The 25,829-nt window shown below is 62.5% G+C and carries 23 protein-coding genes and 2 pseudogenes; 6 read left to right on the top strand and 19 right to left on the bottom strand.

Annotation, left to right across the window (positions count from 1 at the left end; translation table 11 throughout):
- Position 1: 1 nt before the first annotated feature.
- From AD665_RS19490 to AD665_RS19550, 13 genes are all read right to left on the bottom strand, one after another.
- Positions 2-1,252: an NAD(P)/FAD-dependent oxidoreductase gene (locus AD665_RS19490; RefSeq protein WP_024779875.1), complete on the bottom strand. Its 1,251-nt coding sequence runs from the start codon at positions 1,250-1,252 to the stop codon at positions 2-4.
- Positions 1,253-1,303: 51 nt separating this feature from the next.
- Entirely contained in the window at positions 1,304-3,643 is a 2,340-nt protein-coding gene (locus AD665_RS19495; protein WP_053193216.1) for an MMPL family transporter, read from the bottom strand.
- Positions 3,627-4,220: an outer membrane lipoprotein carrier protein LolA gene (locus AD665_RS19500; RefSeq protein ID WP_053193219.1), complete on the bottom strand. Its 594-nt coding sequence runs from the start codon at positions 4,218-4,220 to the stop codon at positions 3,627-3,629. Before AD665_RS19500 ends, AD665_RS19495 begins: the two co-directional genes overlap by 17 nt.
- Positions 4,217-4,642 carry an acyl-CoA thioesterase gene (locus tag AD665_RS19505; RefSeq protein WP_024779872.1) on the bottom strand — a complete coding sequence of 142 codons (426 nt, stop codon included), beginning with the start codon at positions 4,640-4,642 and terminating at the stop codon, positions 4,217-4,219. The genes AD665_RS19500 and AD665_RS19505 overlap by 4 nt, the downstream gene beginning before the upstream one ends.
- Positions 4,635-6,179: an HAL/PAL/TAL family ammonia-lyase gene (locus AD665_RS19510; RefSeq protein WP_053193223.1), complete on the bottom strand. Its 1,545-nt coding sequence runs from the start codon at positions 6,177-6,179 to the stop codon at positions 4,635-4,637. Before AD665_RS19510 ends, AD665_RS19505 begins: the two co-directional genes overlap by 8 nt.
- Positions 6,160-7,104, bottom strand: coding sequence for a lysophospholipid acyltransferase family protein (locus AD665_RS19515; RefSeq protein WP_024779870.1), 945 nt, complete (start codon positions 7,102-7,104; stop codon positions 6,160-6,162). The genes AD665_RS19510 and AD665_RS19515 overlap by 20 nt, the downstream gene beginning before the upstream one ends.
- On the bottom strand, positions 7,101-7,835 hold the full coding sequence (locus tag AD665_RS19520; protein ID WP_053193226.1) for a glycosyltransferase family 2 protein: 735 nt from the start codon (positions 7,833-7,835) through the stop codon (positions 7,101-7,103). The genes AD665_RS19515 and AD665_RS19520 overlap by 4 nt, the downstream gene beginning before the upstream one ends.
- Before the next feature lie 167 nt (positions 7,836-8,002).
- Positions 8,003-9,682 carry an acyl-CoA synthetase family protein gene (locus AD665_RS19525; protein WP_053193229.1) on the bottom strand — a complete coding sequence of 560 codons (1,680 nt, stop codon included), beginning with the start codon at positions 9,680-9,682 and terminating at the stop codon, positions 8,003-8,005.
- Positions 9,679-10,239: a COG4648 family protein gene (locus AD665_RS19530; protein ID WP_024779867.1), complete on the bottom strand. Its 561-nt coding sequence runs from the start codon at positions 10,237-10,239 to the stop codon at positions 9,679-9,681. The genes AD665_RS19525 and AD665_RS19530 overlap by 4 nt, the downstream gene beginning before the upstream one ends.
- Positions 10,236-10,490 carry an acyl carrier protein gene (locus AD665_RS19535; RefSeq protein ID WP_024779866.1) on the bottom strand — a complete coding sequence of 85 codons (255 nt, stop codon included), beginning with the start codon at positions 10,488-10,490 and terminating at the stop codon, positions 10,236-10,238. Before AD665_RS19535 ends, AD665_RS19530 begins: the two co-directional genes overlap by 4 nt.
- A gap of 9 nt (positions 10,491-10,499) precedes the next feature.
- Positions 10,500-10,757 (bottom strand): phosphopantetheine-binding protein, encoded by a 258-nt coding sequence (locus AD665_RS19540; protein ID WP_024779865.1) that lies wholly within the window; start codon positions 10,755-10,757, stop codon positions 10,500-10,502.
- On the bottom strand, positions 10,738-11,547 hold the full coding sequence (locus AD665_RS19545) for a lysophospholipid acyltransferase family protein (protein WP_024779864.1): 810 nt from the start codon (positions 11,545-11,547) through the stop codon (positions 10,738-10,740). Before AD665_RS19545 ends, AD665_RS19540 begins: the two co-directional genes overlap by 20 nt.
- Entirely contained in the window at positions 11,523-12,251 is a 729-nt protein-coding gene (locus tag AD665_RS19550) for a beta-ketoacyl synthase chain length factor (protein ID WP_053193232.1), read from the bottom strand. The genes AD665_RS19545 and AD665_RS19550 overlap by 25 nt, the downstream gene beginning before the upstream one ends.
- A 348-nt stretch (positions 12,252-12,599) precedes the next feature.
- Between AD665_RS19550 and AD665_RS19555 the strand changes: the two genes are divergently transcribed.
- Positions 12,600-13,370 carry a ParA family protein gene (locus AD665_RS19555; RefSeq protein ID WP_053193234.1) on the top strand — a complete coding sequence of 257 codons (771 nt, stop codon included), beginning with the start codon at positions 12,600-12,602 and terminating at the stop codon, positions 13,368-13,370.
- A 115-nt stretch (positions 13,371-13,485) separates the two neighbouring features.
- On the opposite strand, the gene trxC is transcribed toward AD665_RS19555, so the two are convergent.
- Positions 13,486-13,920 carry a thioredoxin TrxC gene (trxC, locus tag AD665_RS19560; RefSeq protein WP_053193236.1) on the bottom strand — a complete coding sequence of 145 codons (435 nt, stop codon included), beginning with the start codon at positions 13,918-13,920 and terminating at the stop codon, positions 13,486-13,488.
- 147 nt (positions 13,921-14,067) lie between these two features.
- Between trxC and AD665_RS19565 the strand changes: the two genes are divergently transcribed.
- Complete coding sequence (locus tag AD665_RS19565; protein ID WP_024779860.1) at positions 14,068-14,346, top strand: hypothetical protein; 279 nt, start codon at positions 14,068-14,070, stop codon at positions 14,344-14,346.
- A gap of 82 nt (positions 14,347-14,428) precedes the next feature.
- Here the strand turns inward: AD665_RS19565 and selO are convergent, their stop codons facing one another.
- The 5 genes and pseudogenes from selO to AD665_RS28215 form a co-directional block, all read right to left on the bottom strand.
- Complete coding sequence (selO, locus tag AD665_RS19570; RefSeq protein ID WP_053193400.1) at positions 14,429-15,892, bottom strand: protein adenylyltransferase SelO; 1,464 nt, start codon at positions 15,890-15,892, stop codon at positions 14,429-14,431.
- A gap of 35 nt (positions 15,893-15,927) precedes the next feature.
- Positions 15,928-19,290, bottom strand: a complete 3,363-nt coding sequence (gene mscK / locus AD665_RS19575) for a mechanosensitive channel MscK (protein ID WP_024779858.1) — start codon at positions 19,288-19,290, stop codon at positions 15,928-15,930.
- A gap of 36 nt (positions 19,291-19,326) precedes the next feature.
- Positions 19,327-21,069, bottom strand: a complete 1,743-nt coding sequence (locus tag AD665_RS19580; protein WP_024779857.1) for a potassium/proton antiporter — start codon at positions 21,067-21,069, stop codon at positions 19,327-19,329.
- A 253-nt stretch (positions 21,070-21,322) separates the two neighbouring features.
- Positions 21,323-22,195: a methyl-accepting chemotaxis protein gene (locus AD665_RS28210; protein WP_392396950.1), complete on the bottom strand. Its 873-nt coding sequence runs from the start codon at positions 22,193-22,195 to the stop codon at positions 21,323-21,325.
- A 30-nt stretch (positions 22,196-22,225) separates the two neighbouring features.
- Positions 22,226-22,948, bottom strand: a pseudogene (locus tag AD665_RS28215) (MCP four helix bundle domain-containing protein); the annotation flags it as partial.
- Positions 22,949-23,205: 257 nt separating this feature from the next.
- On the opposite strand from AD665_RS28215, the gene AD665_RS19590 reads away from it, so the two are divergent.
- The 4 genes and pseudogenes from AD665_RS19590 to AD665_RS28225 all read left to right on the top strand — a co-directional run bounded on the left by AD665_RS19590 (position 23,206) and on the right by AD665_RS28225 (position 25,777).
- On the top strand, positions 23,206-23,436 hold the full coding sequence (locus AD665_RS19590; protein ID WP_053193238.1) for a hypothetical protein: 231 nt from the start codon (positions 23,206-23,208) through the stop codon (positions 23,434-23,436).
- Positions 23,433-23,735, top strand: a complete 303-nt coding sequence (locus tag AD665_RS19595; protein WP_024779854.1) for a cell division protein ZapA — start codon at positions 23,433-23,435, stop codon at positions 23,733-23,735. The genes AD665_RS19590 and AD665_RS19595 overlap by 4 nt, the downstream gene beginning before the upstream one ends.
- Before the next feature lie 149 nt (positions 23,736-23,884).
- Positions 23,885-24,916 (top strand): annotated as a pseudogene (locus AD665_RS28220) (cache domain-containing sensor histidine kinase); the annotation flags it as partial.
- Between the two features lie 129 nt (positions 24,917-25,045).
- A complete protein-coding gene (locus tag AD665_RS28225; RefSeq protein ID WP_425311654.1) occupies positions 25,046-25,777 on the top strand; it encodes a methyl-accepting chemotaxis protein in 732 nt (243 codons plus the stop codon).
- The last annotated feature ends 52 nt before the right edge of the window (positions 25,778-25,829 follow it).

Below are 25,829 nucleotides of genomic sequence, written 5' to 3' on the forward strand. Positions count from 1 at the left end.
CTCACTCATGGGCCGGGCTCGCACAGATTTCCGAGAGCATGCGCAGACGACGCTTGGGTTCGCTGACGAACGGGTTGCGTTGATCCCAGGCATAACCGGCCAGAATCGAGCTGATCATGCGGCGGATGTCGGAAGAACCTTCGGTATAAAAGATCACATCCTGGAAAGTGCCGGCGTACCAGCCCTCGACGTAGCAGCGGAAGGTATCGACGCCGCGCTTGAGGGGGACGGCAAACTCGTCTTGCCAGTCCACGCTTTCACCTTGCAACTGACGATGCAACACGTCGGCCGCCATGCTCGCCGAGCGCATGGCGATGGTCACGCCGGAGGAAAACACCGGATCGAGGAACTCTGCGGCATTTCCCAGGAGAGCGAAGCCTTGGCCATGCAGGGTTTTGACATTGGCCGAGTAGCCGCCGATGGTCCGTGCCGGGGTGTCCCACACTGCATTGTCCAGCACTCGGGCGAGGCTTGGAGTCTCGTCGATGAAACCCCGCAGGCAGGCGTCGAGGTCTTCGGTGCGGCCGGCAAAATGCTCCGCCGCCGCGACCACGCCAACCGAGCAGCGCCCGCCACTGAACGGAATGGTCCAGAACCAGATATCACGTTGGGTCGGGTGGGTGGTGATGAGGATTTTCTCCCGGTCGAAGGCCGGCGTATCGATGCGGTCCTCGACATGGGTGAATACCGCTCGGCGCACCGGGAAGTTCGACGGTGCCTCAAGGTCCAGCAGGCGCGGCAGCACTCGACCATAGCCGCTGGCATCGAGGACGAAATCGCTCTCGATCCGGTACTCGCTGCCGTCTTCGCGCTGCACGCCCAGTTGTGGTTTGGCGAGATTGAAGTCGACGCTGGCGATGGCTTCGCCATAGCGGATCTCAACCCCCTGCAATGCGGCTTGGTCGGCCAGCAGCTTGTCGAAGTCGGCGCGCTGTACCTGGAAGGTGGTGGGTTTGCCTTCGCTGAAGGTGTCGCCGAAATCGAAGGCGCTGTAGCGCTCGCCCCAGGCGAAAGCTGCGCCGTTCTTGCGCTGGAAACCTGCGCTATTTACCGCGTCGAGCATGCCGGCCTCTTCGACGAAGTCCAGGCAATGGGACAGCAGGCTTTCGCCGATGGAGAACCGGGGGAAATGCTGGCGTTCGATGATCAGCACATCGTGGCCCTTGCGCTTGAGCAACGCGGCTGCGATGGCGCCGGACGGTCCCGCGCCGATGATAACGACCTGGCGACGTTCCATTTCAGTTGCAGGCATTTGGACTCCTTGCCGAGGTTGCGATGTTCGAGTGAGAGTGGTGCGTAATCGTCACTGGGCGGGCTCCAGCACTGGCTCTGCATGCGCCTGGCGTCCGGCCCACGGCGCCAGCAGGAAGCTGAACGCCAGCCCCAGGCTCACCGCCAGGCCGAAGTTGCTCACCGCCGGCGTACTGGACAGCGCCAGCAGGCCGAACGACAGCCAAGTGGTGATCGCCGCGAGCAGGGTGCCCAGCAGGCTCACGGCGGCGCCGCCGATCTGCTCGCGCATCAGGATCGCGTAATCGACGCCGATGGCCGTCACCAGCAACAGACCGAACAGACTGAACAGTGTCAGCGGCTGCCCAAGCCAACCCAGGCTTGCCAGGCTGCACAGCGCGGCCAGTAGCGGCAGGGCGACGATGCGCAGGGCTGCGCCGATGCCGAACGGCCAGATCAACACCAGCACGATCAGCACGCAGGACGCCAACTTCAGCTCGGCAGCGCTGATCTGGGTGGCGGCGAACACCCGGTTCAGATCGCCCAGGCGATCCACCAATTGCACGCCAGGCAGATCCACCGCCTGCAAGCGCAGCAGCGCGGCGTCGTTCAAACCTTGCAAGCTGACCATCGCGGCCACGCCTTGCGCTGTCGGGCCGAGCCAGAGGGGGCGGTACGGCTCGGCCAGCGGACCGGAAAGCGCGGCATCGATGTCTTCCACCGGCAAGGCCTGCAATTGGGCCAGCTCTGCCTGTAAGGCCGCGACCGGTACGCCCAGCTCCAGCAGCGGTTGCCAGAACGCCGGGAGTCGGGCCAGGGCTTCGCGTACTTTCTGCTGTTCAGTTGGCGGGCTGACCAGTTGGTTCAGCGACAGGTAGCCCTGGAGTTTTTCCAGACCGATCAATTGTTCCAATCGCTCGTTGAGAGCGGTCTGGCGCTCCAGCAACTGGGGTTGACTATCGGCACGAATCAGGAAGAACTGGCTGGTGGGCTGGAAACCGGTGATGCGGGCGACCTCACGGGCCTCGTCGGTCAGGTGTTGGGGCGTGCCGATCCACTGGCGGATGTCATTTTTCGTGCTCAGATGCCAAAGCCCACCGGCGCAGAAGATCAGCAGCAGCGCCAGCAGGATCGGCGTGGGAACCCGAGCCAGCAGCGCTTCACGGATCTTGAGCAGCTGTTCGCAGACCCGCAGCGGCCACTGGGCGGGACGCAGGTCCGTGCTCTTGAGTAGCGCTGGCAGCAAGCAAACCGCCGTCAGGTAGGCGCCAACCAGCCCGGCGGCGGAAAATACCGCGATCTGGGTCAGGGCCGGAAAGGGGGTCCAGGCCAGGGCCAAATAGCCGATGCAGGTGGTCGCCAGGCTCAGGCTCAGCCCCGGCAGGGTCAGGCGCAGGGCCGGCCAACTGCGCCACGGCTTGAGACTCCAGCTCTTGGACAGATAGTGCAGCGGATAGTCCACCGCCACGCCGATCAGGCTCGAGCCCAGCACCAGGGTCATGACATGCATGCGTCCGAACAGCGTCACGCAGGCCACTGCGCCGAACAGCATGCCGATCAGTACCGGCATGAACGCCAGCCATACCCGCAGGCGTCGGAAAGCCAGCAACAGCAGCAACAGAATGCCGACGGTCGCGCCACCGCCGACCCAGGTGATCTCCTTTGAGGCCTGTTGCTGACCGCTGGCGGCGTACAGCAAGCCGCTGGCCGCCAGTAGTTGCCCCTGGGCCTGGCCTGCCTGGTCGCGGCTGCGTTGCAGCAGATCGGCCACTTGCAGCGGCAGGTTCATGTCGAAGGCGTTGCCTTGGGTGCGGGCCCGTAGCATCACCCAGCTTTTGCCGTCGGCATCGGCGATCAATGCCCCGCTGCCCACGTCCAGTTGTATTGCGCCGCGTTGGGGCTGGCTGTTCTGGATGCGGCCGGTCAGGCCCAGCCAGTCATCCTGGGTTGGCACCAGGCTGAAGCCGCTGAATGGGTCGAACAGGGCCTGCACCCGCTGCTGGATGAACGCCTGGGGTTGTTCGATCAATTGCTGACGGTCCGCGGCCGAGAGCATCGCCAGTCGTCCGTTCAGTAGTTGCGTGCGCAGCGCCGGCAAATCGGCTTGCAGCGTCCACTGGACCTTATCGAACAGGCCGCTGGCCTGCCATTGCTCGCCGAGGGTCTGCGCCAGGGCGATGGCGTGCTGGCGGTCGGCGTGACCGACCAGCACCAACACCTCGCGATTCAGCGGCTCCTGCATGCGCTGCTCAGCGACAAGCTCCAGGGCATCGGGGGACGTGCCCGGCACCAACTCCATGAGGTTGACCGTCAGTGGCGCGCCGTTGCGCCATTGCCAACCGGCCAGCGCCAGCACTGCCAGCAGCAGTGCCAGGAATAGCCGCGGCAGCCTGCGTTCACTCGGCAAAGTCATGTTGCTCCGCTTCGCTCAAGGGTTGTGTGGCGACGCTGTCCTGCATGCGCAGCACTGTGCTGTCGCCCTGGGTTTCCAGCAGTTCGATGCGCTGCACCAGTTCGCCGCCGTCAATGTTGATCTGGTTGAACACTTGTTTGAGCAGCACCGAGCGCGGGGTAAGGGTCAACTTCCACTGCTGCGGTTCGCCCGAAAGGCTGAGCTCGAAATCCCCTAGCAGGCCAGTGCTGTCGCCCTGCAAGACGGCCAGGAACAGCCGGTTCTGCTCGGCACCGGCGCTCTTGTTCGGCAGCATTTGCCAAACGCTGCCGTCCCGTCGGGCGATGCCTTGGGCGGTTATGCGGTAGTCCTGTTGCAGCGGCGTCTGCAGCAGCCACAGCAGACCTTGTTTCTTCGCCAAGACGAAATGGCCCTTGCTGACGAGCGGTTGGGGCAGGGCACGCAGGTGCTTTTCCTGGATGAATTGACCGTGAATGACATCCGGGCGGCCCAGCTGTTCGCTCAGTTGCTGCAAGTCGAAGGCCTGGGCCAGGGGCGACAGGCACAACAGTAACAACCAGAGGAGCAGGCGTTTCATGACAGTTTCCTTTCGACGGCGTCGACAAACACTCGGGGCGAGGCCAGCAGCATCTCCCTGGTCGAGATGTCCACGGCCACCTGCACCGAGCAGGCGCGGGTCAGGCGTTCGCCGGTGAGCGCGTCGCTGATCAGGTAATTGATCTTCAACCGGTTCTCCCACTCGACCAGGCTGGCACGCACGGTCAGGGCCTGGCCGAACACCGCGCTGCGCACGTAACGCAGTTGCAGGTCGATCACGGGCCACGCGTACCCGGCGGCGAGCATATCGTTGTAGTTGTGGCCGATCTGATCGAGCAAGGCGCAGCGGGCCATTTCCAGGTATTTGACGTAATGGCCGTGCCAGACCACGTGCATCGAATCGACATCGAAAAACGGCACGACAATCTGCGTCTCGACATGCAGCACGCCCTGGCTACGCATGCAGCCTCCAGTGTTGCTCGGCGATGCGTTGCAGGCACAGGCGCAGTTCGGCTTCCAGGGCGCGGTCTTCGATGACTGGCGGGAAATCCCCGGCCAGTTGTTCGTGCATGGCAGCCAGGGCCGGCGGTAGCGCTCGAGCGTCCTCGGCACGGCTGCGTAGCCACACGCCCTGGTTGGCCGCCAGCAGCGTCGCGGCGGCGACTTGTTCGGTCAGCTCCAGCACGCGGATCGCATCCCGGGCGGCGATGGTGCCCATGCTGACCTTGTCCTGGTTGTGGCACTCGGTGGAGCGCGAGAACACGCTGGCTGGCATCGTGTTTTTCAGGGCTTCGGCGGTCCAGGCGCTGGCGCCGATCTGCACGGCCTTGAAACCATGGTTGAGCATCGCCCGGTCAGCGCTGGCGCCGGACAGGTTGCTCGGCAGGCCATGGTTGTAGCGCTCGTCCACCAGCAGGGCGAGTTGGCGGTCGAGCAGATCGGCGACGTTGGCCACCAGGTTCTTCAGGCTGTCCATGGCGAAGGCGATATGTCCGCCATAGAAATGCCCACCGTGCAGCACCCGCTCGGCTTCGGCATCGATGATCGGATTGTCGTTGGCGCTGTTGAGTTCGGTTTCGATGAACGCGCGCAACCAGTTCAGACTGTCGGCCAGCACGCCGAGCACATGAGGCGCGCAGCGCAGGGAATAGCGGTCCTGCAGGCGATGCAGCGGCGCGGTCGGTGCGTCGATCGCCAGGTCCTTGCGCAGCCACGCGGCGACCTGCATCTGCCCCGGATGTGGCTTGGCGGCGAACAGGCGCTCGTCGAAGTGCTCGGGGTTGCCTTGCAGGGCGACGACGTTCAGCGCGGTGATGCGGGTTGCCAGTTGCAGCAGGTAGTCGGCCCGGGCAAAGGCCAGGCAGGCGAGGCCGGTCATCACGGCGGTGCCGTTCATCAGGGCCAGAGCTTCCTTGGGGCGCAGCACCAGTGGGGTCCAGCCCAGTTCGCGGTGTACGTCGGCGGCCAGCCGACGTTCGCCACGGAACATCACCTCGCGCTCGCCGGAGAGCGTCGCGGCCACATAGGACAACGGCGTCAGGTCGCCGCTGGCGCCCACCGAACCTTCTTCCGGAATCAGCGGCAGGATGTCGTGTTCGAGAAAGGCCTGGAGGCGTTCCAGCAATTCAACCCTTACCCCGGAGACGCCGTGGCACAACGACTGCAAGCGCGCTGCCAGCACCGAGCGGGTGGCCTGGGCATCCAGCAGCTTGCCCAGGCCGCAGCCGTGGAACGTATACAAGTGGCGCGGCAGGGCCTCGACGTGGTGCAGCGGCACGGCCACCACGCAGGAATCGCCGTAACCGGTGGTCACGCCGTAGATCACCCCTTCCTTGTCCAGCAGGGAGTCGAGAAATTGCGCACCCTTGGCAATGCGCTGGCGGAACGCCGGATCATCCTGCAGTTGCGTCGGCGCCTGACGGTTGGCCAGGGCCAGCACGTCCTCGATGCGCAGGGGGCGTTCGCCGAAGGTTACCGGCTCAAGAGTGGGCATCGTCATCGATCTTCCAGAAAGGGTAAAAGTTGAACCACTGTTGGGGCCCCTGGAGGCAGTACTGCGCCAGGCGCTCGGCATAGCGACCGGCCCAGTGGGCGATCACTTGCTCGCGTTCGGTGCGTTTCCACACCACCGCGTCGGCGAAGGGCTCGAGGGTGACGCGATAGCGCCCCTCGTGCTTGAGGCACATCAGCAGGTTGACCGGGCATTTCAACAGGCCGGCCATCAGCCAGGGTCCCTGGGGAAACGCGGCCGGGTGGCCCATGAAGTCCACGGTCACGCTGCGTCCGCCGTGCAGCGGCACGCGGTCGCCGGCAATCGCCAGCCACTCGCCGCGCTCCAGGCGCTCGCTCAGTTGCAGCATCACCGCCGGATCCAGCTCGCTGACCTGGATCAGTCGCAGATGCGTGGCACCGGCTTCGCCCAGCAGGCGATTGAATTGCTCTGCATGCTTGGTATGCACCAGCACATTCATGGTGACCTTTTCGCCCAGTTCGGCCAGGGCCCGGCACATTTCCAGGTTGCCCAGGTGCGCCCCCACCAGCATCTGCCCGCGAGCGCCACGCAAGTGATTGCGCAGCAGTGCCGTATCGACGATTTCGATCTGGTCGATGCTCAGCTTGCCGTTCCACACGTCGAGTTTGTCCAGCAGCGAGTCGGCAAACGCCATGAACTGCCCGAAGACTTTCCGGTGGGTAGGGCGCAGCTCGGAGCGGCTGCTCCAGTCGGCCAGGCGCTGCTGATATTGCCAGGCCGCCCGGCGAGCGCTGCGACCGAAAATGAAGAAGTACAGGACGATGCCGTACAGCACCGGGCTCAGCAGGCGACGGCCCAACACCTTGGCAGCGAACGCCGTGAGTTTCATCAGCCAGAAACTGCCGCGCTCCTGGCGATCGGCCCAATGCTGTTTGTCAGCCTGAAGACTCATGTCCGCCACCGTCGCCAGAGAATCAGGGGGAAACGTACCAGCATGGCGAAGAACAAACGGGTGTGCATGCTGGAAATCAGTACGTTGTCGTGGAACAGACGGAAGTGCGAAACCCCGTCCTGGGGATAGTGGACTCGGGTGCGCAGCCAGCACATCGGCTGGTTGCGCCAGGCCAGCCGCACCAGGATGTCCGAATCGAAATCCATGCGCTTGCCAATGTTCGCCGAGTTGATCAGCGCCAGGGTCGCTGGCAGGGGGTAGACCCGAAAACCGCACATGGAGTCGCGGATCTGCAAGGACAGGCTGTTGATCCAGACCATGACGTGGGTCAGGTAGCGAGCGTACAGGCGACCTTTCGGCACGCTGGCGTCGTATTGCGGGTAGCCGCAGATCACCGCGTCCGGGTGGGCGCGGGACTGCTCGATGAAGGTTTTCACGTCGTCGAGGTCGTGCTGTCCATCGGCGTCCACCTGCAAGGCATGGCTGAAGCCCAGGCGCGCGGCTTCCCGCAGGCCGGTCATGACGGCGCCACCCTTGCCCTGGTTGACCGCCAGCCTGACCAGGTGAACCCGCTCATCGACGGCCAGCCGCTCCAGCACCGCCGCGCAGGCCGGGCTGCTGGCGTCGTCGACCAATACACAGGGCAAGCCATTGGCGAGCAATGTCTGGACCACTGCCGAAATGGCGGTTTCGTGGTTGTAGACGGGGATGACGGCGCAGGGGTTATGCATGTCTTTTGCCTTCCACCGAGCCCTTGTGGCGAGGGGATTTAGCGAAGCGTCGCACCGCCCCGCTGGGTTGCGCAGCGACCCCAAGTCCTGTGCAGCACCACAATTCGTTGGCGAGTGCTTCGCACTCGAGCGGGGATAAATCCCCTCGCCACAGGACGGAGTGAGCATCAGTCATGGGCCGCCCCCAACACAATCCGCCCACTGGAGCACGCTGCCGTATCGTTGCGGTAGGCGAAGTACAGCTTGCCGCGCTCGCGGTCGAAGCGCAGGTGCAACTGGACTTCATCGCCGGGGCGTACCAGTTGCTGGAACTTCAGCACTTCCATCCCGACGAAGCGCGGCGGCAGGTCCAGCAGTAGCCGGCCCAGGCTCAAGGCCCAGTCGACCTGCACCACGCCGGGCAAGACCGGGGCGGTGGGAAAGTGGCCACTGAAATACGCCAGGTCCGGCGGCACGACCAGTTGCAGGCTCCACTCGCCGTCGGTCTCGACCTGCTCCAGCACGTCGGGCGTCTTAGGACGCGGAGCTATCAGCAGGGCTTCGACCTCGGCCTGGGGCAGCTTGCCCTGGGCATTGAGGGGCAACTGGCGCAGCCAGCGCCAGCGCCGTGGCAGGGCCAGTGTTTCGCAATGCCCACTCAGGTGGCGACGCAACGCTTCGGTCACGGCACGCCGACCCTGGTTGCGCAATGCAAGGAGGCCGGTTTCGCTCAGGACCAGCAGGGCGCCAAGGGAGGCACGATTTTCCCGTACCACGCCCAGCCGCGCTTCGCTCACCCAGTCGTGGACCATCAGTGCCTGTTCCAGCATTGGCAGGGAGATGCGCTTTTCTTCGAGCTTGACGATGCGGTCCAGGCGTCCGAGCAGTTCGAAGCGCCCATCGGCGTCAATTCGCGCCGCGTCGGCGGTATGTTCCACATGGGCGGGAGGCAGATAAGACGAAGCGACCAGCAAGGCGCCGTCGCTGTCCTGGCTCAGTTCGACACCGGCAAAGGGCTGCCACCGTTCATCACTCTGGCGCCAGGCGATGCCGCCGGTTTCCGAACTGCCGAATATTTCCGTCGGCCATTGGCCCAGGCGCTGCTGCAGGCTTCGGGCGGCCTCGGCCGGCAAGGCGCCGCCGGAGGAGAACACCCGGCGCACGCTGCTCAAGGCCGTCCAGTCGAGGTTGTCGCCCATGCGCTTAAGTAGTGCCGGGCTGGCGACCCAGGCGAAGACCGGGTGCTCGCGGCTGGCGCGTTGCAGGTCTTCCGGAAACGCCAATTGCCGGCGCACGAAGGGTCGCCCGGCGCACAGCGGCCACAGCACCCGGAACAGCAGGCCGTAGATGTGCTGGGCGGCGACGCTGCCAATCATGCAGGCCGGACCCAGCTCGGCGCCCCACAACTGCTCCAGGGCCTGGACTTCATTGTTCAACTGGCGCAGGTTTTTCTCGATGCGCTTGGGCTCGCCGCTGGAGCCGGAGGTGCACAGACTCAACCAGCATTGGTCGAGGTCCAGTTCGACAGGCTCCAATGGAGCCTGTCGCAGGTCGCCAGGATGGGTGTCGCCAGGTTGGTCGGTCAGCCACAGGTCGACCTCGGCCGACCAGCGCTGGCGGGTCTGGGCCTGCAGGTCGGCAGGGAGCAGGACGCGCACTCCGGCACGCCAGGCTCCGAGCAGGGCGACGGCCAGTTCGGCGGCGTCTTCCAGGTGCACCGCCATACGCTGTACACCGCGGGCACGCAGGCCAGCGGCCAGGCACAGCGCCTCGTCCCGCAGTTGCGAATGACTGAGCGCCGGATCGACAGCAACTGCGCGCTCCGGCTGAGCCTTGAGCAACATCTGCTCAAGTGTTATCCAATTCATGGGCGGCCTCTTACCCTTTGTCGTATGAGCCATTCAATGGCAAACAGCAGCCCCATCAATCCGTAGGAAATCAGGCCGGTGTACAACATCCACCAACTCAGCGGTGCCCAGAGGGTCAGGGCAGCGGCGAGCAAACCGTTACACAGGAAAAACACACTCCAGGCCACCGTGACCTGGCGCGTATAAACCACCGCTTTTGCCGGGAGCTGCGGTTCACGCAGGCGGGCTATGCGTTCGATCATCGGCGGGCCGTATTTCAGGCTCAGGGCGAACATCCCGAGCATGAAGGCACTGATCAGTACCGGATACCAACGCAGCAGGAGCGGGTTATCGAACAGCGCGAGCAACCCGCAGAATACGATCGCCGTGACTGCCATCCAGAGGTTGCCGGCCCCGCCTTTGCCGAGCCCTCGGTTGACGAGCAATGCCCGGGCCAGCCAAAGGCTACCCAGCAGCAGGCCGAACTGCCAGGGGGCGAAGTGTTCCATGCCGAAATACACCGCAAAGGGGTACAGCAGGCCCGCCAATAGCAGGCCAAGGCCAATCAGCCGGCTCATGCGGCCGGTTGGACCAGTCGATAGACCGCCTCGACCACGTCGTTGACGGTGCGTACTGTCTTGAATTCTTCAGCAGCGATTTTCTTGCCGGTCTGGCGCTTGATGTGGTCGATCAGATCGACTGCATCGATGCTGTCGATTTCCAGGTCCTGATACAGGTTTGATTCCAGCGTCACGCGCTCAGGGTCCAGTTCGAAAAGCTCCACCAGGGCATCGCGCAGGGTGTTGAAAATGTCGTCACGAGTTTGCATGGTCCGGTCTCAAGCGCGTTTTGCAGTGACGAAGGCCGCAAGGCTTGCCACGTTGCTGAAATGGTTGCGGGTGTCCTTGGCGTCGGCATCTATCTTGATGCCGTACTGTTTCTGGATCGCCAGGCCAAGCTCCAGGGCATCCACAGAGTCCAGGCCCAGGCCTTCACCGAACAGGGTCTGGTGATCACCGATATCGTCGACCTCGATGTCCTCCAGGCCGAGGGCGTCGATGATCAGCTGTTTGATGTCACGGTGCAGATCGCTCATCTTCGGCGAGCTCCTTGATGAAATAGTGATGCAAAAAATCGTTGAGCCTGCGTGAAGCAAGGGGCGGGGGGCCGAGCGTGGCGAACGCTTGTGGATCTATATCGGCCCCCACGTGAAAACTGAAGTGCACGCGGCGTTGGGGAATGCGATACCAGGGTTCGGCCTTGGTCAGGGTGGTCGGGTTGACCTTGATGGTCACGGGTGTGAGGATTTTCGCACCTCGCAGGGCGATAGCCGCGGCGCCCCGATGAAAGGCTGGCGCCTGGCCGGGCTGGCTGCGCGTGCCCTCGGGGAACACGATCAGGGTCTGGCCGTCCTTCAGGGCGTCGCTGGCGGCGTCAAGCATGTCCATGCTGCCGTCGTTGCTGATGTATTGGGTCGAACGCAATGGTCCACGGGTGAAAGGGTTCTCCCAGAGGCTTTGCTTGACCACGCAGTTGGCATCGCGCACCAGCCCGATCAGAAACACCACGTCGATCAGTGACGGATGATTGGCGATGATCATCTGCCCGGGCCGGCCGAGCTTTTCTGCGCCGTCGATCTGATAAGTGAGCACGCCGGTGCGGGCCATGAACCGGATGAAGAACCAGAACAGCCGTCCAACCGTGCGTCGGGCCCGTTGCCGATGGACCTGGGCATCGCCGGGCCACCAGGCCAGCAGCGGAAACACCAGCAGTCGCAGGCACAGCCCGCCCAGCCCGAACAGGGCGAAGCTTGCAGCGGTCGCGAGCAGCCGCCAGTAATAGGCGTCGCGATGCTTGCCCGTCACTGGTTGCGTTGCCAGGTCCATACACGATTCTTCCAGGTATGTTGGCAGGTGGTTTCGTTGTTCAACAGCGTACGCAGCAGATTCAGGGCATGGGGCCAGTCGCTGCCGGACGGTTGGACCGGCTGGGTGGACAAGGCCAGTTGCCAGTCACCGCCCCGGGTCAGCAGCAGCCCCATCGCATAGGGAAACGGCACGTCGTCAACCCAAGGTGCATAGACCTGGGGCGGTTGTTCTTCGGTGATGACCAGCAGCACCGCCGGTGCACCTTCATTCAACAGCGCGGCGGCTTCCAGGACACCATGCTCCAACCCGTCGCCCGTGGCGGCCAGGGCCGTCATTTCGCTGGTTTCGTTGCGCATGATCGACCACAGGCCGATCACTGCGTTGTGCACCGACAGGCTGAACTGGGTGGGCGACAACGGTTGGTCGGCTGCCAGGTCCTTGAGAATCTCAAATGTGCGCGGGGTTTCACCGTGGCGGGAAATAAAGACCAACGGCAGGTTCGGCCGGCCTTCGGCCAGGGGCCAGCCGACACTGAAGGCCATCCGCGCCAGGCGACTGAGGCGGCGGCGCTGCATGGCCGGCAGGAACGAGACATCAGGGGCGGCGTCGTTGGCGGGCAATATCACCGGCTGTTGGCTCCAGGCCTGCCAGTCGTCCACGCTTTCGAGCCCAGGGGCCCATGCGCGCCATTGGGCGATATTGAAATTGATCAAAAAATTCATCCCACCCCTGCGGGCTTTTTATTGTCACGGTTCAGTGGTTTGACCCGCGTCCAACCCAGCATGGCCTTGCGACCCAAATGGCGCGCATTATCCCGGTGCCGTTGGCTTGTAGCAAACAATGGTTACATTAAAACGGGAAAACCTGACGGTGGGTTCGTCCCGGCTCGGCCAGCTCATTATCGAGATCGTGACGAACCTGTCTGTCGGCTGCTTCCGTCATCCTTCGCGCGAATTGACGCTTCTTTGCCGGAAAAAGCCACTAACGCTGTAGTCCATCCATGCCGAAGGTAGCGAAGCGGTGTCATCGCCTACTACACTCGGGAATCTTTGATACACGGAGGTTTTGACATGCGGCGCGTGGTATTCAATCAGAAAGGTGGCGTGGGCAAGTCCAGCATCGCCTGCAACCTGGCGGCGGTCAGCGCCAGCGAAGGGTATCGCACGTTGTTGGTGGACCTGGACGCACAGGCCAATTCCACTCAATACCTGACCGGTCTCACCGGCGACGACATCCCTATGGGCATTGCCGACTTCTTCAAGCAAACCCTGTCGTCCGGGCCCTTTTCGAAGAAGAACAAGGTCGATATCTACGAAACGCCGTTCGATAACCTGCATGTCATCACCGCCACTGCCGAGCTGACGGATCTGCAGCCCAAGCTTGAGGCCAAGCACAAGATCAACAAGCTGCGCAAATTGCTCGAAGAATTGGACGAGGATTACGACCGGATCTACCTGGATACGCCACCAGCCCTGAATTTCTATGCGGTTTCAGCGCTGATTGCGGCTGATCGGGTATTGATCCCCTTCGATTGCGACAGTTTTTCCCGCCAGGCGTTGTATGGCCTGCTGGCGGAAATAGAAGAGCTCAAGGAAGACCACAATGAGGGCCTGGAGATCGAAGGCATCGTGGTCAACCAGTTCCAGGCCCGGGCCAGCCTGCCGCAGCAGATGCTCGACGAACTGATCGCCGAGGGCTTGCCGGTACTGCCGGTGTACCTGAGCAGCTCGGTGCGCATGCGTGAATCCCACCAGGCCAGCCTGCCGCTGATTCATCTGGATGCACGGCACAAGCTGACCCAGCAGTTCGTGGAGTTGCATGGGTTGTTGGAAAACGCCTGATCCACCTCTGCCGCCATGTGGGAGCGAGCCTGCTCGCGATAGCGGACTGACAGGCACATCGATGTTGAATGTGTCTGCGCATCGCGAGCAGGCTCGCTCCCACAATGGAGTAGCGTCAGATCCCCTGGCTGCGCAACCAGCTCATCAGCTGCGGCAAGGGTAACGCTCCGCTTTGCCGCGCGATTTCCTTGCCATTCTTGAACAGGATCAGGCTGGGGATCGAACGAATTCCCAATTGCGCCGACAGTTGCGGATTGGCTTCGCTGTCGAGTTTGGCCAGTCGGCATTTGCCGGTCAGTTGTGCGGCGGCCTGTTCGAACACCGGCGCAAAGGATTTGCAGGGGCCGCACCAGTCCGCCCACACATCCACCAGCAACGGCAGGTCGCCCTTGACCTGGCTGGAATAGTCGGCCTGTTTGAGTTCGAACGGCTTGCCCAATAACACCGGAGCTTTGCAGCGCCCACACTTGGGCTGGTCGGCCAGACGTTCGGCAGGTATGCGATTGAGCCCGTTGCAATGAGGGCAGGGGATCAGCATCGGGTCAGACATGGTGAGCTCCATAAGTCGGTCATGATGTTGATCTGGTGTCGCCGAGGCGGTTTATCAAGGTTGCCATTCATCAGATGCGCCGCACTGACGCCCTTCGATGGCCTCAAAAAGACCACAACGCATCTGTTCGCAACCCAAGGAGGTCCCATGAGCCATCCTCGAGAACCTGTCACGCACGCACCGCAGGACAACCCCAATGACGACGGCTGGGTGCTCGGCACCGCCGGTCGCGACGAAGACCCGAACGCCGCTCCCGCCTATGCCATTGATCGCCGTCACGAACGAGACGAACTGACCCCCGAAGACGCCCGCGGCCTGCCCGGCTATCCCGAGAAAAAAACGCCGGCCAAGCCAACTGACAAGGATGCCACCGAGGCAGAGCCGGGAATCGAGACGCCTGAGCAGGGGAACGATAAGGTCGGGTGAGACAGCTTTTGTGACGAGGGGATAAATCCCCTCGGCACAAAGGAGCGTTTGGCTGAAAGCCGATTCCAGCTATTGAGCTGGGTCACGACGAGCAACTGATCTCCAGATGCTTGCCCCACTCCGGCGGCCGTTGCGCATAGCTGTCCATGCCCGGTTGCTCCTCGAACGGACGGCTCAGCACCTTGTGCAGGCGGCGGACCTCTTCGTAGTCGCCTGATTCGGCGGCATCGATGGCGTTCTGTGCCAGATAGTTGCGCAGTACGTACAAGGGGTTCACCGCGTGCATACGGATCCGGCGCTGCTCTTGATCGACGCTGCCTTCACGGCCGACGCGAGCGATATAGAGCGCGCCCCAGGCGTCGAAACCCATGAGGTCGACAAAGTCGTCCCGCAGCCTGGCGACGGCTTGTTCAGGCGACTGATCACCCAACCGGCGGAAGAACAGACTGTAGTCGACGCCGCTGTTCTGCATCAGTTGCAGCAGGCGCTCCACCAGTTTCTGGTCATCGTCCTCCGCTGTGGTCAGGCCGAGGCGACGGCGCATCAGGTCCAGGTAATGGGCCTGGTAAAGCGGCAGGTACAAGCCCAATGTCTCGCGCAGGGCTTCTACGCTGATGAACGGCGTCAGGGCCTGGGCCAGGGCACTGAGGTTCCACTGCCCGATGGGCACCTGGTTGCTGAAGGAATAGCGACCCTGGTCATCGGAGTGGTTGCAGATGAAGTTGGCGTCGAAGTCATCGAGGAAGGCAAACGGCCCGAAATCGAAGGTGATGCCCAGAATCGACATGTTGTCGGTGTTCATCACGCCATGGCAGAAGCCATAGGCCTGCCATTTAGCAATGAGTTCGGCGTTGCGCTCGACGATTTCGCGGAACATCGCCAGATACGGTTCCGGCTGTTCACGGCATTCGGCGAAATGCAGGTTCAGTACGTGCTCGGCGAGCGCGGCATGCAGCTCGGGTTTCTTGGTGTAATAGAAATACTCGAAATGACCGAAACGCACATGGCTCGGTGCCATGCGGAGCACCATGGCGGCGCGCTCCTGCTTTTCGCGCCACACCGGGGTGTCCGAACCGATCACGCACAAGGCACGGGTGGTGGGGATCCCCAAGGCGTGAAGCGCTTCGGATGCCAGGAACTCGCGGATCGAGGAGCGCAACACGGCCCGTCCGTCGCCCATGCGTGAGAACGGCGTCTGGCCCGCTCCCTTGAGGTGAAGGTCCCAGTGTTCGCCGGCTTCGTTGTACACCTCGCCCAACAGCAAGCCTCGGCCATCACCGAGTTGCGGGTTGTAGTGGCCGAATTGATGTCCGGAATACACCATCGCCCGAGGCTCGGTTTCGGCCCACAACTTATGTCCGCCGAACAGCTCGGCGAACAGCGGTGCCTGGGCTTCGGCCGGCTCCAGGTCCAACAGCGCCATCGCGGCCGGGCTGGCGACCACCAGCCGTGGGTTGTCGATGGGTTCGGGCAACACATGGGCCGAAAAACCGTCACCCAGGCGGGCGAAGCGGTTATCGAATGACAAGGTTTCCAGCGTTTTCATGGCCGTCTCCGGCGCGATGCCCGGGGCACCGCGCATCAGTCGAGTGTGTCTTGCGGCGGCTCTGGCACCGGCTTGATGCTGGCTGCGGTCGAGGGTACGGGCGCGATGTTTTTCTTGTCGGGTTCGGCGGGCACCAGCTTGTATTCCTGGTCGTTGACGTTCTTCAGGTGGACTTCCAACTGCCGGAAGGCGATGTTGATGTGCTCCTTCTTGAACTCACGGTTGATGAAGCGGTTGATCTCGTCCAGCACCGGGTTGCGGTCGCCGAGATCGCGCACATGCATGCGCAACTCGTGATCCAGGGTGCTTTCCCCGAAGTTCAGGAAATACACGATCGGTTCCGGTTCCTTCAGCACCCGTGGGTTGTCGCGGGCGGCCTTGAGCAGCAGCTCCCGCACCCGATCCAGGTCCGAGCCGTAGTCCACGCCGAGTTTCAGGGTTACCCGGGTGACGGTGTCGGTCAACGACCAGTTGATCAACTGCCCGGTGATGAAGGTTTTGTTCGGGACGATGATGTCCTTGCGGTCGAAGTCGGTGATGGTGGTCGCGCGGATGCGGATCTTGCTGACGGTGCCCGACAGGTTGCCGATGGTAATGGTGTCGCCGATCCGTACCGGGCGCTCGAACAGGATCATGATCCCGGAAATGAAGTTGGCGAAGATTTCCTGCATGCCGAAGCCCAGGCCCACCGATAGCGCGGCCACCAACCACTGCAACTTGTCCCAACTCACGCCCAGGGTGGATAGGGTGGTGACGAAGCCGACGCCGGCGATCACGTAGGACAGCAGCGTGGTGGTGGCATAGGCGCTGCCCTGGGCCAGGTTCAGTTTCGACAGGACGAACACTTCCAGGAGGCCTGGCAGGTTGCGCGCCAGGGCGAAGGTGATGCCGATGATGATCAGCGCACCGAGCAAGTCGCCGATGCTGATGGGCACCATGCTCATGTTGACGCCGGTGCCGCTGGTGTATTCGTAGAGGGTGATGTTGTCCAGGTACGAGAATACGCTGATCAGGTCCGACCAGACCCAGTAAAGCGCGGCGATGAAGCCGCCCAGCAGGGCCAGGCGGATCAGGCGCAGGGACTGCTCGTTGACCTTCTCGATATCCAGGGTCGGCTCCTCGACCACGGCTTCACCATCGCCGGCTTCCTTGGCCGCCTGGCGCTTGGCCAGGGCGCGCTGGTAGGCCAGGCGCCGGGCCGCGACCGACAGGCCGCGAACGAAGGTGGCCTCGATCACCAGCCAGAACATCAGCAGGTACAGGGTATTGATCAGCCGGTCGCTGAGCTTCAGCGCGGTGTAGTAGTAGCCGAAGCACACCGCCACGAACAGCGCGATGGGCAGTGCGGTGAAAATAACCCCGACGGCCTTGCGGAACAGGGAGGCATTGCGGTGGGTCGGGCTGCTGAGCAACAGGCGGCTGAGCAGCCAGGCCATCAAGGCATAACAGGTCAGTACCACTGGCATGCCCAACACGTCGTCGGCCAGTGTCGAAGGCTGCAACTCGGCCACCGCCACCACGGCTACCAGCGCCAGTACCACCAGCCCGAGCCGACGGATCCAGCCCTGAAGGAACTCGACTTGCGGTTTTTCCCAGCGGAAATGCAACTCAGCCACGCCGCCGGGAGCCAGAATGCGATAGGCGGTATAGAACACCAGCCAGGCTTGGCCGATCTGCAACAGCGCCGCGCCGAGGTTGGCGTTCTGGCCGCGGGCATCGATTTGCAAGGCAAAACCACACAGGGCCAGTGCCAGGGCAACCGGCATCGCCAACAGGATGTTGATCAGGATCGCCTGGGGTGTGTGCCACTGGCTGTCGCGCTTGAAGTGGCCCACGTCCTGGTGAACTTTGCTCAACCGTGCATAGAGATGCTTGCGCCGCCACAGCAATGCACCGATCAGCAGAGCCAGGGGCAGGAACAGCAGCGGCCGCTGTGTCAGGCCGTCGGCCAGTTCACTGAGGCTCGAGGTCCAGGGCAACGAGTCGACCTGCTTTTCCAGGCGAGCCGGCACACCTCGCATCCATTCGAAATCCAGCGGTTTGTTGCTGGGGATCCAGAACATCTGCTCTTCGAGTGTCGCCCGCAGGTTTTGCGCAGTGCTGAGCAATTGTTTCTGATTGAGTTGCAGGGTGATGGATTCGTTGAGCACCGCGCTCAACTCGCGGCTCAGGCGTTCCAGCAGGTCGACGCGGGTCAGGGCCAGGTCCAGCAAGGTCTTGCGCAGCTGCGGCGTGACCTGCTCCGACGGCTGGGACGCCAACAGGCTGTCCACATAGGCGCTCGGATTGTTCAGCAGCTCCCGTTGCTGGCTGACTTCGAACTGGTACAGGCGGATGTCCGCGATCTGGTCTGCGAGGTTCTGGTCCAGCTTCAGGCGCGGCAGGGTCTGGCGCTGCTTATAGAGGATCTTGGAGAGCAACAGGCTGCCTTTGAGCACACTGATCTGTTCATCCAGGGCTGCGTCGGTCTGGGTGACGCTGTCCAGCAGCTGCTTGGTCTGCAGGTTCTGCTGGGTCACCTCGTTGAGGCGGTCGGTACTTTTGAGCAGGTAGTCGGAGAGCTTCAGGTTGGTCGCGCTTTCGGTTGCCAGCAGGCTGCTGCCGCCGGCCTTCTGGACTTCGATGGACTGCTGGGTCACCGTCTCCTGGGATTGGGCCAGGCGTTTCTGGTTGATCAGGTTCTGCAGGTCCTGGATTTCCTGCTCCATGCGGGAAATTTTTTCCATCAACAAGTCGTGCTGGCCGTTGCCCAGGTCCTGCAGTTGACTGTTGCCGGCCAGTTCCTGGCGGCGCAACGGGATCAACGCGTTCAGGGCTGCCAGTTCGGCGTTGAGCTGGTCGCGCTGTTCGGCGCTCAGGGGTTTGCCGGCGTCCCTGCCTGCCTTGAGGATGGAGTTGATCTGCTGGATGCGGGTCTGGCTGCTGGCGATTTCGGCCTGGGCCCGCTCGGGGCGGGTCTGGGCGGTGATGATCAGGCTATTGGCGTCGGCGAGGGCTTTTTGCAGGTCGCTCTGTTGGGTAGAGCGTTCCGTCAGCATTTGCTCGAGCTGGGAAATCGGCAGGTTGGCATAGCGCTGCGCCACGGGTACCACGGCGGTGTTCTTGAGCTTTGCCAGCTCCCGCTGGTTTTCGATGTTCTGTTTCGGCGCGCTGGCCAACTGTTGCTTGAGGGCGAGGAGCTTGCGTTCGTAGTCGGCCTTGCTGGCGAGCTGGGCCAAGGTATCCTGCAACACGGCTTGCAAGGCTTTCTGGTCGGCTTCCGGCAGTTTGCGGTCGGCAATCTTGTCCAGGCTGGCCTGCACCGAGTCGCTGGTAGGCGGTTCAGCAGCCTGCAGCGTGCAGACGGAAAGACTCAGGCCCAGCAGGGCGATGGCGAAGAGGGAGCGCAGGGTAGGCATAGAGACCGGACGAGCAAATTAAAGAATGGGAGCAGTTTAGAGGAACAAGCCGGGACCCGGGCGACTTCCTTCGGGGAATCTGACGCCCACTTTGCCGATCTTGTTCCCGTCCATGACCGCGACGGTCCACAAGGTGTTGTTCCAGTCCACCTGGTCGCCGACCACCGGTGCGCCACCGACTTTCTGGGCAATGAAGCGGCCCAGGGACATGTCCGGATCGATGCCGTCCAGTTGCAGGCCGTACAGGGCGGCAACCGCGGCCAGTTGGGCGTCTCCTTCGAGTACGAAGTCACCGAAGAAGCGCAGATCCAGGCCCCGTTGCGGCGCCTGGCTGAAGAGTTTTCCAAGGGCCGGCAGGTCATGTTCATGGCCGATCACGCAGAGCAGATCATCGGTTTCCAGCACCGTACTACCCGACGGATGGAGCAGTTGCTGGCCACGAAACAGCGCCGCGATACGGGTGCCATCGGGCATTTTCAGGTCTCGCAGGGGCGAACCGATGCACCATTTTTCCGCTCCGAGGCGATAAATGAACAGCTCCCACTCGCTGGTGACATGAACCTCCAGCGCTGCCCGGGAAATCGGCAAGGGCTCCGGCGGGACGGTGACGTGCAGCAGCTTGGCAACCCAGGGCAGGCTCGTGCCCTGGACCAGCAACGACACCAGCACGATGAAGAACGCCAGGTTGAAATAGAGCTGGGCGTGGGGCAGGCCGGCCATCAGCGGGAACACCGCCAGGATGATCGGCACCGCGCCACGCAGGCCGACCCAGGAGATGAAGGCCTTCTCGCGACCATGGAAGGCCTTGAAGGGCAGCAGGCCGACGATGACCGACAGCGGCCGTGCGAACAGGATCATCCACAACGCGAGGCCCAGGGCGGGCAGGGCGATCGGCAACAGGTCATGGGGCGTCACCAGCAGGCCCAGCACCAGGAACATGCCGATCTGCGCCAGCCAGGCCATGCCATCGAGCATGTGCAGGATGCCGTGGCGACTGCGCACCGGGCGATTGCCGATGACCAGGCCGCACAGATACACCGCCAGGAAACCGCTGCCGTGCAATGCATTAGTGAGAGCGAACACGGCCAGGCCGCCGCTGATGACGAGAATGGGGTAGAGGCCGTTGGCCAGGTTGATCCGGTTGACCAGTTGCAACATCAGCCAGCCACCGCCCAGGCCGAGCACGGCACCGCTGCCGAACTCACGCACCAGATGCCCCACCAGGTTCCATTCCAGGTCGGTCTGGCCGCTGGCGAGCATGCCGATCAAGGTCACGGTCAGGAACACCGCCATGGGGTCGTTGCTGCCGGACTCGATCTCGAGGCTGGCGCTGACCCGCTCGTTCAGGCCTTTGCCGCCTAGCAGCGAGAACACTGCCGCGGCATCGGTCGAGCCGACAATGGCGCCGATCAACAGACCCTGGATCAGGTTCAGATTGAACAGCCACGCCGCCGCCAGGCCGGTCAACCCGGTGGTGATCAGCACCCCGACCGTTGCCAGCGACAGCGCCGGCCACAGGGCCACCCGGAAACTCGAAACCCGGGTACGCAAGCCACCGTCCAACAGAATGACGGCCAGCGCGAGGTTACCGACCAGATAGGCCGTGGCGTAGTTGTCGAAAAGAATACCGGCACCATCGACACCGGCGGCCATGCCCACGGCCAGGATGATCACCAGGATCGGGATGCCCAGGCGGGACGAAAGAGAACTGACCAGGATGCTCGCACCCACCAGCAACGCGCCGATCAAGAACAGGCTGTTGATGGTCGTCGCAGTCAAAGGCAGTACTCCGGAAAAACTGAAAGACGGGCACGGACTGACCATGCAGTCTGCGTGCCAGCGATTCTAACCTGTTGAAATGTGATGCTGTCAAAAAAGGTTTGGCTTGCCTTCAGGGGGCGGAGATTTTTCGCTGCGGTGGGAGCAAGGCTTGCCCGCGATGAGGCCGAAGCAGGGCCCAGGAAGCGTGGTGCCTTCATCGCGGGCAAGCCTTGCTCCCACAGAAGAGAGCAAAGCCCGCAACGCGAACATGTCAGAGGCTGAAGCGCCCCACCATGCTGTTCAAGTCCACCGCCAGGCGCGACAGTTCGGCACTGGCGGCGCTGGTCTGGTTGGCGCCGGTGGCCGATTGCACCGACAGGTCGCGGATGTTCACCAGGTTGCGGTCCACTTCACGAGCCACCTGGGCCTGTTCTTCGGCGGCGCTGGCGATCACCAGGTTGCGTTCGTTGATTTCGACGACGGCGGTGTTGATGGTGTCCAGGGACATGCCGGCGCCGCGGGCGATGTTCAGCGTCGACTCGGCACGTTCGGTGCTGTGGCGCATCGAGTCCACGGCCTGTTCGGTGCCGCTCTGGATGCTGCCGATCATGCGCTCGATCTCGCTGGTCGACTGCTGAGTGCGATGTGCCAGGGCGCGCACTTCATCCGCTACCACCGCAAAGCCGCGACCGGCTTCACCGGCACGGGCGGCTTCGATGGCGGCGTTCAGGGCCAGCAGGTTGGTCTGGTCCGCCAGGCCGCGGATCACGTCCAGCACTTTGCCGATGTCGCGGGACTCGTCGGCCAGGTTGCCGATCAGCGTGGCGGTGCCTTGCACATCAGCGCTCATGCGCTCGATGGCACTGACGGTTTCCTGCACAAGGTCCCGTCCATCGCCCACGGACGTGGTGGCGTGTTTCGACGCTTCGGACGTGCTGACCGCATTGCGCGCCACTTCTTCCACGGCACTGGTCATTTCGTTGACCGCGGTGGCGGCCTGTTCGATTTCGTTGTTCTGCTGGGTCAGGCCACGAGCGCTTTCGTCGGTGACGCTGTTGAGTTCTTCGGCGGCGGAAGCCAATTGGGTGGCTGAGCCGGAAATCCGCTGCAAGGTGTCGCGCAGTTTTTCCTGCATGGTCGCCATCGCCCGCAGCAGGCGACCGGCTTCGTCGTTGCCATCCACGGTGATCGGTCGGGTCAGGTTGCCCTTGGCAATTTCCTCGGCGGCGTTCAGGGCGCTGCCAATGGGTTGGGTGATGCTGTTGGTCAGCAGCCAGGCGAAGAGCAGGGTCAGGCCGGTAGCGATGACCAGCAGGGCGACGACCCAGTTGAAAGCGGTCGAGTACTGTTGCGTCGCACCTTGGTTGAGCGCTTCGGCTTGCTGATTGTTGATCTCCATCAGCCGGTTGATGACTACGTTGATGGCGTCGGAATTACTCAGTAGCTCAGTGTTGAGCAGTGTGCGCAATTCATCGACTTGATTGTTGCGTGACAGCGTCTTCATCCGCTCTTCGAGCTGTCGGTACTGCCCCAGCAGCTGCACATATTGGTCATAAGCGGCCCGCTCTTCAGGGGCGCTGATGAGTTTTTCGTAGGCGGCCTGGGCCGCGCGGATCTGCTGGTTGCGTTGTTCGAACAGCTCGAAGGTTTTCTGTTGGATATCCGGCTCGCGATTAACCAGCAAGCGATAAGACAATACGCGCAGGCGCAGGGTAAGCTGGGTGAATTCATCCAGGGCCTGGATGCTGGGCACGCTGTTCTCGACGATGTTTTCGCCGGAGCTGCGGATTTTGCTCATCTGGGTCAGGGCGAACACCCCAAGCGCCAGCATCAGGGCGCCGATCAGGGCAAACCCCAGGAACGCCCGCGGCGCGATATTCATATTACGTAGGGACATGGAAGGTTCCGGGAAGAGGCGCGTCCGTGCGGGCTTTGACTGATGACCAATGACTTATCGGTCATGGGACTGAAGTCTTGAGGCGGCTGCATGCTTTTGACGCAAAGCGACATTACCGGGCGACGAAGGGCAGGAACCAGATTGCCCATCCGCAGTCTCTACAGCTCGCCAGCGAAGCATCGTCGCCCTGCTAGCCATGGCATCGGCGGTGACTTTTCTTTATCGTACGCGCCCCTTGAAAAAGCCTGGAAATCAATATGTTGGAAACATCCCTCAGCCAGCTGGAGCAACTGGTCAATGACCTGGTGCAACAGAATCGCCACCTCACCGGCCTGACCGAAACCCTGAGCGCGGAACTTGCCAGGGCCAAGGATGAAAATGAAAGCCTGCAACTGAGCCTGATGGAACAGGAAGAACTCCATGGTGCTACCGCCGCTCGTATCCAGGTATTGATCGAGCGGGCCAGCACCGGTCCTGTCAGCGCATGAAGCACGGCGCTGACGGGGTGACGGTCGTTTCGATCCTGGGAGAGGACTATTCGATCAAAGCGCCGGCCGGGCAGGAACAGGCCCTGCTGGACGCCGCTGCAATGCTCAAGGCTGCCTTGGCCGATACCAAGAGAAAATACCCGACGCTGATCGGCGATCGTCTGCTGGTGTTGGCGGCAATGAACCTTTGCTCCCAGCAGATGGAAATGCAGAAGCAGCACCAGGCAGAGCTCGACCGATATCAGGAGCAGGTCAGCGCCACGGTCGACGTCATTTCCAGGACTATCCAGCAAGCCTGAAAAATAATGTGAGTACACCCAGGAAATAGATTGTCGATAGGGTTGTATACAATCGGCACGGCTGTTGCAGCGTTTTCAGCATCTTAATTCCCTGGGGGTGCTTCATGTGGTTCTGGCGACGCAGTATTCAGTGGCAGTTGATTCTGGGCATGGGCACCGCCCTGCTGGTGAGTATTCTCATCGTGGTTGGCGTTTATACCCTCGTGGTCAATCGCCTTGCCCAGCAGTACCTCGTGGAGCAGGCATTGCCGTCGAGCATCGAAGCGACGCGCAATGACATCGAGCGAATTCTGGTCCAGCCGCTGACGGCCGCCAAGGACATCGCCAGCAACAGCATGGTGAAGGAGTGGCTGGCTGGGGGCGAAGACAGCGCGGCCACTGCCGGCTTCGTGCGTTACCTGGAGGGCATCCGCGCGGGGCATAACGCCTTTACTGCGTTGATTGCAGGTGCCGATTCCGGTCGCTATTACACGGAAAAAGGCCTGGATCGGACCCTCACCCGCAGCAACCCTTCCGATGCGTGGTTCTATTCCTTCCTGGATGGCAATCAAGCGCGAACCCTCAATATCGACAATGACACCGCCACGGGCGAGTTGACGTTGTTTATCGACCTCAAGGTCGAACAGGCCGGCAAGGTCGTCGGCATTGCCGGGCTTGGTCTGCGGCTCAAGGAGCTGTCGCAGTTGATCCACGATTTCAGCTTTGGCGAGCGCGGAAAAGTCTATCTGGTGCGATCCGACGGCCTGATCCAGGTACATCCCGAAGCACGGTTCAGTGGCAAGCGTCAGTTGGCCGAACAGATCGGTGCCCCCGCTGCCCAAGCCGTCATGGGGCAGAAGGGTCTTTCCAGCAGCGCATTCGTGCGCGACGGCGAAGAGTTTCTCGCCCTGAGTCTGCCGCTGCGTGACCTGGGCTGGACCCTGGTGGCCGAAGTGCCCCAGTCGCAGATCTATGCCGAGGCCCGTCGTGCCATGTGGATGAGCTGTTTTATCGGTCTGGGCGTGGCGTTTATATGCCTGCTCCTGGTGGTGCTGCTGGCTCGCGGATTGATCCGCCCGATTCGCCAAGTAACAGCGGCGCTGGTTGCTATCGGTAGCGGTGGTGGAGATTTGACTCACCGGTTAGATTCCAGTCGCGTCGATGAGCTGGGTGACCTGGCGCGAGGCTTCAATCGCTTCCTGGAACGCCAGCGAGACATGATCGGCGAAGTGCTCACCACCAGCGAGCGCCTGCGTACCGCTGTCGGCCAGGTAGCCCTTGTGGTGGACAACACTGCCCAGCGCTCCGGTCGGCAGCAGGAGATGACGGACATGGTTGCTACTGCCGTCCACGAAATGGGCCTGACAGTGCAGGAAATCGCCCAGAATGCGGGCAACGCCGCTGTTGCGTCTCAAACCGCCCGGGATGAAGCACAGCAGGCCCGGGAGGTGGTAGGTGGTTCGATTCGGCATATTGAGAGCATGTCCGATGAAATAGGCGTTGCGGCAGCGGCCGTGGGCGAGCTGGCGGATCAGGTGGCGTCCATTGATCAGGTGCTGGCGGTGATTCGCGGTATTTCTGAGCAGACCAACCTGCTGGCACTGAACGCCGCCATCGAAGCCGCCCGCGCCGGTGACATGGGACGAGGCTTTGCCGTAGTGGCCGATGAAGTCCGTACCCTGGCGCGACGGACCCAGACTTCCACTGACGAAATCCAGCAGATCATCGGTAGCCTCAAGCAAGGGGCGGAAAATGCGGTGTCGTCCATGCACATCGGGCAAGCGGCTACGGGGACCGGGGTGGAGTCGAGCCAGCGCACCGGTGTTTCGCTGACGGCGATCACTGGGCAGGTCGAGCGCATCAGCGACATGAATCATCAGGTGGCGACGGCTACTGAGGAGCAGTCGGCGGTGACTGAGGAGATCAACCGCAATGTACAGGGGATTTCTGATCTGGCTCGGGCTACGGCTGGGGAAGTCAGGGCTTGTCGCGAGGATTGCCAGACCTTGCAGCGCCTGGCGGATGATTTGGCTCGGCAGATGGGAGGCTTCAAGTTGAGCTGAGAGGAGGCACGCAGATGCCTATGTGGGAGCGGGCCTGCTCGCGAAGGCGTCC

It is taken from the genome of Pseudomonas corrugata, assembly GCF_001269905.1.
GTDB lineage: Bacteria > Pseudomonadota > Gammaproteobacteria > Pseudomonadales > Pseudomonadaceae > Aquipseudomonas > Aquipseudomonas corrugata.

What these genes read in the sequence shown, in the direction of transcription:
- AD665_RS19530 (WP_024779867.1), bottom strand. Translation starts at nt 10,239, where the DNA reads ATGAGCCGGCTGATTGGCCTTGGCCTGCTATTGGCGGGCCTGCTGTAC.
- AD665_RS19515 (WP_024779870.1), bottom strand. Translation starts at nt 7,104, where the DNA reads ATGAGTCTTCAGGCTGACAAACAGCATTGGGCCGATCGCCAGGAGCGC.
- trxC (WP_053193236.1), bottom strand. Translation starts at nt 13,920, where the DNA reads ATGTCTGACCCGATGCTGATCCCCTGCCCTCATTGCAACGGGCTCAAT.
- AD665_RS19525 (WP_053193229.1), bottom strand. Translation starts at nt 9,682, where the DNA reads ATGAATTGGATAACACTTGAGCAGATGTTGCTCAAGGCTCAGCCGGAG.
- selO (WP_053193400.1), bottom strand. Translation starts at nt 15,892, where the DNA reads ATGAAAACGCTGGAAACCTTGTCATTCGATAACCGCTTCGCCCGCCTG.
- AD665_RS19545 (WP_024779864.1), bottom strand. Translation starts at nt 11,547, where the DNA reads ATGGACCTGGCAACGCAACCAGTGACGGGCAAGCATCGCGACGCCTAT.
- AD665_RS28210 (WP_392396950.1), bottom strand. Translation starts at nt 22,195, where the DNA reads ATGGCGACCATGCAGGAAAAACTGCGCGACACCTTGCAGCGGATTTCC.
- AD665_RS28225 (WP_425311654.1), top strand. Translation starts at nt 25,046, where the DNA reads ATGGTTGCTACTGCCGTCCACGAAATGGGCCTGACAGTGCAGGAAATC.
- AD665_RS19590 (WP_053193238.1), top strand. Translation starts at nt 23,206, where the DNA reads ATGTTGGAAACATCCCTCAGCCAGCTGGAGCAACTGGTCAATGACCTG.
- AD665_RS19495 (WP_053193216.1), bottom strand. Translation starts at nt 3,643, where the DNA reads ATGACTTTGCCGAGTGAACGCAGGCTGCCGCGGCTATTCCTGGCACTG.
- AD665_RS19595 (WP_024779854.1), top strand. Translation starts at nt 23,433, where the DNA reads ATGAAGCACGGCGCTGACGGGGTGACGGTCGTTTCGATCCTGGGAGAG.
- AD665_RS19505 (WP_024779872.1), bottom strand. Translation starts at nt 4,642, where the DNA reads ATGCGTAGCCAGGGCGTGCTGCATGTCGAGACGCAGATTGTCGTGCCG.
- AD665_RS19500 (WP_053193219.1), bottom strand. Translation starts at nt 4,220, where the DNA reads ATGAAACGCCTGCTCCTCTGGTTGTTACTGTTGTGCCTGTCGCCCCTG.
- AD665_RS19510 (WP_053193223.1), bottom strand. Translation starts at nt 6,179, where the DNA reads ATGACGATGCCCACTCTTGAGCCGGTAACCTTCGGCGAACGCCCCCTG.
- AD665_RS19565 (WP_024779860.1), top strand. Translation starts at nt 14,068, where the DNA reads ATGAGCCATCCTCGAGAACCTGTCACGCACGCACCGCAGGACAACCCC.
- AD665_RS19535 (WP_024779866.1), bottom strand. Translation starts at nt 10,490, where the DNA reads ATGCAAACTCGTGACGACATTTTCAACACCCTGCGCGATGCCCTGGTG.
- mscK (WP_024779858.1), bottom strand. Translation starts at nt 19,290, where the DNA reads ATGCCTACCCTGCGCTCCCTCTTCGCCATCGCCCTGCTGGGCCTGAGT.
- AD665_RS19540 (WP_024779865.1), bottom strand. Translation starts at nt 10,757, where the DNA reads ATGAGCGATCTGCACCGTGACATCAAACAGCTGATCATCGACGCCCTC.
- AD665_RS19520 (WP_053193226.1), bottom strand. Translation starts at nt 7,835, where the DNA reads ATGCATAACCCCTGCGCCGTCATCCCCGTCTACAACCACGAAACCGCC.
- AD665_RS19550 (WP_053193232.1), bottom strand. Translation starts at nt 12,251, where the DNA reads ATGAATTTTTTGATCAATTTCAATATCGCCCAATGGCGCGCATGGGCC.
- AD665_RS19555 (WP_053193234.1), top strand. Translation starts at nt 12,600, where the DNA reads ATGCGGCGCGTGGTATTCAATCAGAAAGGTGGCGTGGGCAAGTCCAGC.
- AD665_RS19490 (WP_024779875.1), bottom strand. Translation starts at nt 1,252, where the DNA reads ATGCCTGCAACTGAAATGGAACGTCGCCAGGTCGTTATCATCGGCGCG.